Genomic DNA, 6,000 nt, shown 5'->3' with positions numbered 1-6,000 from the left:
TCCGTACATGTACGGATGAATATGGGAGGTGTTCGGATGAAGTTGATATTCAAGGTAAAACAGATAAAGATGAGGCGAAAGATTGTCCTATAATAAAAACATCAAATTGAGTTTTAGCGTGGGCTTATATAACGGTTTTCATGATTGGGGAATCTGCCATCCACTTTAGGTGCGAGGAAGCCGCCAATGTCTTTAATATGTAGGACTCAAACTTACAGCTTTTGAATCCATTACATACTCATTGCAGATAATTAGAAATAAACGAGAATTGCTAGGTCCATAATTGCAATTAAGTATTTCGTAAGCACGAAAGAGAGCGGATTGTATATGAATTATCTTAGCTCGGCCTCAGTTGATGTGACCTATCGATGCAATTTGCGATGTCGGCATTGTTTTGATTTCGGCGGGGAATGTGCCTATGAGGAAATGAATGATGACGAACTGATCAGCGTTTTTCGACAGCTTGCCTTGATTGATCTTTCGTCGATTTGCATTTGTGGCGGAGAGCCCATTCTTAGGTTTGATTTGATTCGTCGCGCCGTGAGGTTAGTTAAGGAGCTTAATCAAGGCACTCTCGTGTCAATGGTCAGCAATGGCATTCTTTGGACAGAAGAAATTGCTGACGCCCTAAAAAGAGATGGACTGGATTTAGTGCAGTTTAGCCTCGATGGGCTTTCAGATGCGTCTTATGACCATGTGAGGTTGAGTAACGGTAAGCTCCATCGAGTACTGGATGCGATTAAGATCGCACGAAGACACGGAATAAGGGTCGCAGTTGCTTCTCTCCCCCATGCTAAGAATATAAGGGAATACCCTTCAATAATAAGTTTTTGTGAAAAAGAAGGTGTAAGTGATTTTAGAGCACAGCCTTTGATGCCGCTCGGACGAGGTGAGCTGAATTATAAGGATCTGTGCCTAACGCCCGAGCAAAATGATGCGCTTGCTGCATATTTGAGCGCGCGCAATGCTGTTTCTCAAATGCAGATTACCTGGGGTGACCCCGTAGATCATTTGTATATGTATAGGGAGACAGGGAGAATTCCGCAAATATGCGTCAATGCGTATGGGGAGCTCTCGGTGTCTCCTTACCTGCCGATTACCATTTGGAATCTAAATCGAAATACTCTGCGGGACTATATTGATCTCGAAATAGATAGATATGCGTTACGGCACCCAATTGTCGAGAAGTGCCTAGCTCGTATAGAGGAGCTTTCGGACTTCACAAGTATCCAACAGGGGCTTCCTGTTCTTTTCAAAGAAAGGAACATAGATATATCTCAAGAATTGGAGGATGCTGCACGTGTGCACGGGGGTAAGTTGCGTAAAAGCAGTTAGGGCTAAAGAGAGCGACTGCAAAGAGGTTTTGTCTTTTGTTTATAGAGCCAATGAAAGCATGGATCAATATGTCGTGCTTGACCCATTCTCAACTATACAAAATGGAAAGATGAGAGGACGTCTAATTAGGCAGACTCTATTTGATGGGCGTTATCAGGTTTGCCTGATCAGGGCTGATTCCATCGAACCTTGCGGAATGCTGATTACGGCTAAGGGCGCTGCACTAAGAGGCAGGTCTAGCAGTTTGGTTTTATTTATATTGGAAAGGGGGATTCAAATTGCGGAGTTGCGCTGGGAAGGTTCGGAAACGCCATGTCGAGTAGCCGCTATCACTAAGGATGGCTGCGAATCTGGGCTCGAGCAGTTTGGGTTTAAATGGTCGGTGGCGGTAGAACTTGCGAACGGAAGCATGAATTACTATTTCCTAGAGGTAGGGTAAGGAAATATGAAGAAAAGGGAGATGCTGGGTGCTGTTCCGAGAATGCGGTATGCCGTACGCGTAAGGCACACTCAGACCGGTAGCGTTTTGACCGCGAACAGCTACTATATTCGTCTCAATGAAGATGCGCTCGCTATCGTTAATTTGATAGATGGAGGGCGGTGCATTAAAGATATCGCTAACGAAATTTGCGCCAATAAGAAGTTGTCCGGCAGCGATAGGTCAATCGTTGCCGATAAAGTTCTAAATACAATTTTGAAAATATGGAAAACAGGCTTATTTCTCGAGGGCGATTTAGACGATCTTGCACCTAGATTTCTGTATCAGCGTAACAATATCATGTATATTCCCTACTACGCGAAAGCCGCTTCACTGAGATGTTCGTATCTGTCTCCGATTGTTGATGGGTCTATAGTTCAAACGGCCAATGACATCTCGGATAACTTCGGCTCATCATCAGTCGTATTGGAGCTTCAGGACAACCAGCAAGAGTGTATGACGCAAATTGCTTTTGTAAGAACGATTGTTGAAGATGCCTACTTCCTATATTCAATATTTGGCGTAATTCCAAACTTGCAGCAATGGCAGGGAATTCGTGACTACATGTCGGTCTTTGAGCTTGTTTTTAAGAGCGAAACGACTCAAGAGGATTTGAAAAGTGATGGAATGCGAGATCTGAATTACCTGATCTATTCGGTGAGCGAAACAGATCGGTGTCTTTTGCCGCCCACTCTCTTGAAGGGAGTGATACCTAATGAGTTAATGGAAGGTGATATGGAGATTAGAGAATTGCAGATTGATCTGTAGTTTTGGAGACTATTGCCAAGTTAGAAAGAAGGTAAAAATGGATTTTGATCCGCGGGTTGGTCCAGTTAACTTAAATGGTGGCAGTCAAGATCCGGAGCCAGCGGTGGGAGTTGCTATATTCCCGGCTGCAGTTTGGGCAGTTGCAGTTTATGACATCGTAGTTGGTGTTAACTACGGCGCAGTCGTTAATGCTGCTGCAGCGGCTATGGTTTATACGAAGGCGGTTGCTATCGAGTAATTCACACTTGGTTTGATTCGATTGTGAATGCGCAACTAGGACGGAAAGCAAAGGAAGTTCTATGGAAACAGGGGATGCTGTCTGCTTGATGACTTCGATTGCCCTGATTATCCTTTCAATCCAATACAGAAGAGGAAGATGGCTCTGCTCAATTGCTGGATATGATGTCACAAAAAGGGAGAGCGGGATTGATATACGCCCTTACGCAAAGTTGATTTCTTCTGTGACGTTATGGATGGGGCTGCTGTTTTTTTTGTTGGCGGTAGAGGGCTGGGTACGCGATTGGAATACCAGTGTTTTTGAAGTTTTGGTTCTACTTCTGTTCAGCTTGGCTTCTTTGTCGTTCGTGCGGCTAGTTAGGTTTGTGTTTATGAGACGATAGCCAGCGGAAGCGGGATGGACGACAAAATGGACCAATACAGTCAATTGTCAAAAGAATTTGATAGGGTTGGCTTAACAGATTTACTCGAGGGCATATCCGTGGCGGGGGATAGGTTTTATGTTGTTGAGCACTTATTTGCATCGGGTAAAGTAAACCAAGAATATCGAGGACTAGTGAGGCTTCTGTATCTTGGAGAGTCTGTGGCGCAAGCTGAAATGAAGCCATTTATTGAGCTGATTAAACTATTAGTGGACGCTGGCATCGTTGTTTTAGAGGACGGGATTGTCCACTCAACGGGTCTGGTTTTAAATCGATATAGAGGTGTCTGGATTGTCGCGGATGCTCCACGGCCAAACCCTAAAAGATATTTCGGCCCAGATTCATTAGGACTTGCCAGGCGGCTGTCTCCTCAGCTCGGGAAGAAGGGGCTTGATTTGTGTGCGGGCTCTGGGATTCAGTCGCTGATCATGGCAGCGGGTGGCATGACGGTTACATCGGTGGAGATAAACGCCGAAACTTGTGCAACTAACATGCTTAATTCCAAGTTGAATGGGCTGGACGGTGCGATAAAAACGGTTCAAGGGAATTTGTATGAGAAGCTCGAACCTGATAGTAAATACGACTATATTGTTGCAAATCCTCCGCTGGTCCCCATTCCCAATGGACTTGAATATCCTTTTGTCGGAGATGGGGGATTTGATGGATGCCGAGTTAGCAACGAGATTATCGAAAAGCTCCCAGATTATTTAAGCGATGATGGTACCGCGTTGATGGTGGGAATGATGGCTTGTGCTGATAAGGACAGCCTGGATGCAGTCTCAATAGTGCAAGACATAATGAGCAGCGAGTTGTCGGGAACGATGTCTTTGCTGGGATATGACGAGGTCTATCCATGCTCTTCGTTTGTTGAGGGTGTTGCATGGAGTGCGTATTTGGCTAATCCAACAAGGTGGACATCAGTAGATGAGGCAATTGATGATGTTTACGAACTCTATCGAAATGACCACACTGCAGGCGTTTATTACTATGTGTTACGGCTGCGAAAGGACAGTTCTTTGGATAGAGGGTTGAATATAATTGACAACTCAAATAAAAGGCCCTGTTCAGAGGCGTGGTTGATATAATGGTGCATTTCAAATGGCGGAGAGACGAGTGCGCGTTGTTCTGGCATGTGGTCAAAACAACGATGTCATGCCACGGTGCAAAGATGCTGATGGTCATGGTTCTGGTGAGCTATGCTCTGACATCGCTGTCACCGTATTTGAACGGACAGTTTGTTGATATGCTCGTTTACGGTCAGGACATGCATTCGATTTATATTTTAGCCTTTGCTATAGCATTATTGGGGATTATTTCGGCGGTCTTCTCTTACTTTGCAAAGATGCTCCAGACGTCAGTCCTGAACCTCTCGTATTTCAGTTTTTTAAAAGAAATCGTGTCAGACTTTCAACATTTGCCACTTACGGACATAGAGTCGACTTCCCCGTTGTACTCTGCTCAGAAAATAAACTCGGACACCTCTTCAATAACATCGTTTGTTGTCATAAACATGATTCCATTGTTCATGAATGCGATTACAATGATTGCGGTTTTTTTGCTAATCGCTTCTCTCGATTTATCGATATGCACCGTCGGCATAACGCTTCTTGGGGCGTATTGCATTATGGTGCTTATGCTTCAACCCTCACTGCTTGCTGCTTCATTTCAAAAGAAAGAGGAAGATGGGTTCCTGTTCAGCTCCATAGCATCACGTATCGCGCGGACGTTCGAGATTAAGCTGCTAGCCGGTTATGACAGCAGCTTCGAACATGTAGAAAAACAGTTTGATGTTGCGTACTATCCTTCAGTTCTTGCACTCGCGAAAGTACAAAGTATAGTAAGTTCTAGCGATCGTATGGCGGCGGCAGGATTTCAAGCTGTTTTGTTGCTGGTTTCGGGAGCAAGAATAGCCACAGGAGCTATGACAATTGGGGAATTTACCATGATAAATTCTTATTATTCCCTATTGATGAGCTGTGGCAAATACTATATCGGCGTCTTTCAGTCTTTGCAGGAAACGAGGGCATCAATAGCTAGGCTGAATGAAATAAAGGCGCGAAAACGGGATTACCGAAATTGCCTTGCGGTTAATAATGTGGGCCGCATACAGGTCCTAGATTTAGACTTCAGTTTAATTCGCGACGAAGAGCTGGTTGATATAACTTGCGGGGTGAATCTTCAATTTGACGTGGGCAGAACGTATGTAATTACAGGCCCTAATGGTGTTGGAAAAAGCACACTATTAAAGCTGCTCCTGGGTTTTTACGAGCATGCAAATGACAATATCGAGTACGATTGCACAAAGTTGACCGCTATCAATCTTGACCGAGTTCGGTCGGAGTGTTTCTCTGCTATGCAGCAAACGGCTTTCGTCCCCGGTGACACAGTTGAAGACTATTTGCATGAATACGGCATCAGCTATGAGTTAATGGCGTCGTTTCTCAAGGAATGCGGTTTCGAACCAATTGATAAAATAAGATGGGAAAAATGTTCTAATCTATCTGGAGGAGAGCTGCAAAGGTTGCGCTTGGCTATGGCGTTATGCCGAAAAGCGGATTTTGTAATTCTCGATGAGCCGACCAATGATCTTGACGGATCGGCATGTGGTTGCCTGATAGAGTACATTAAACAAAATAAGCGAGGTCAGGCCTTTTTGATCGTTTCGCATGATTCTAGATTGCTCGATGTCGCCGATCATATTTTGGTAATGAGCGGTGAGGGGGCTATTGAATTAGCCAAATAATGGATTCCTGGTTGTGC

Annotated in this window: 6 protein-coding genes; all 6 read left to right on the top strand. The window is 44.6% G+C overall.

What is annotated here, in order from left to right; all coding sequences use genetic code 11:
• Window positions 1-327: 327 nt before the first annotated feature.
• On the top strand, window positions 328-1,335 hold the full coding sequence (locus I2G43_RS00875) for a radical SAM protein (protein ID WP_195534731.1): 1,008 nt from the start codon (window positions 328-330) through the stop codon (window positions 1,333-1,335).
• A 445-nt stretch (window positions 1,336-1,780) separates the two neighbouring features.
• Window positions 1,781-2,581 carry a PqqD family protein gene (locus I2G43_RS00870; RefSeq protein ID WP_195534730.1) on the top strand — a complete coding sequence of 267 codons (801 nt, stop codon included), beginning with the start codon at window positions 1,781-1,783 and terminating at the stop codon, window positions 2,579-2,581.
• Window positions 2,582-2,618: 37 nt separating this feature from the next.
• Window positions 2,619-2,819 (top strand): hypothetical protein, encoded by a 201-nt coding sequence (locus I2G43_RS00865; protein WP_147348626.1) that lies wholly within the window; start codon window positions 2,619-2,621, stop codon window positions 2,817-2,819.
• A gap of 61 nt (window positions 2,820-2,880) precedes the next feature.
• Complete coding sequence (locus tag I2G43_RS00860; protein WP_195534729.1) at window positions 2,881-3,201, top strand: hypothetical protein; 321 nt, start codon at window positions 2,881-2,883, stop codon at window positions 3,199-3,201.
• Window positions 3,202-3,215: 14 nt separating this feature from the next.
• The gene (locus I2G43_RS00855; RefSeq protein ID WP_195534728.1) at window positions 3,216-4,325 is read left to right on the top strand and encodes a methyltransferase; all 1,110 of its coding nucleotides are present in this window, start codon (window positions 3,216-3,218) and stop codon (window positions 4,323-4,325) included.
• An 83-nt stretch (window positions 4,326-4,408) separates the two neighbouring features.
• Window positions 4,409-5,983: an ABC transporter ATP-binding protein gene (locus I2G43_RS00850; protein ID WP_195534727.1), complete on the top strand. Its 1,575-nt coding sequence runs from the start codon at window positions 4,409-4,411 to the stop codon at window positions 5,981-5,983.
• Window positions 5,984-6,000: the final 17 nt, after the last annotated feature.

It is taken from the genome of Collinsella aerofaciens, assembly GCF_015557435.1.
In the GTDB taxonomy this organism is placed as follows: domain Bacteria; phylum Actinomycetota; class Coriobacteriia; order Coriobacteriales; family Coriobacteriaceae; genus Collinsella; species Collinsella aerofaciens_Z.
Note: the sequence above shows the minus strand (reverse complement) of the source record. Positions and strands in the feature narration are given on the sequence as shown.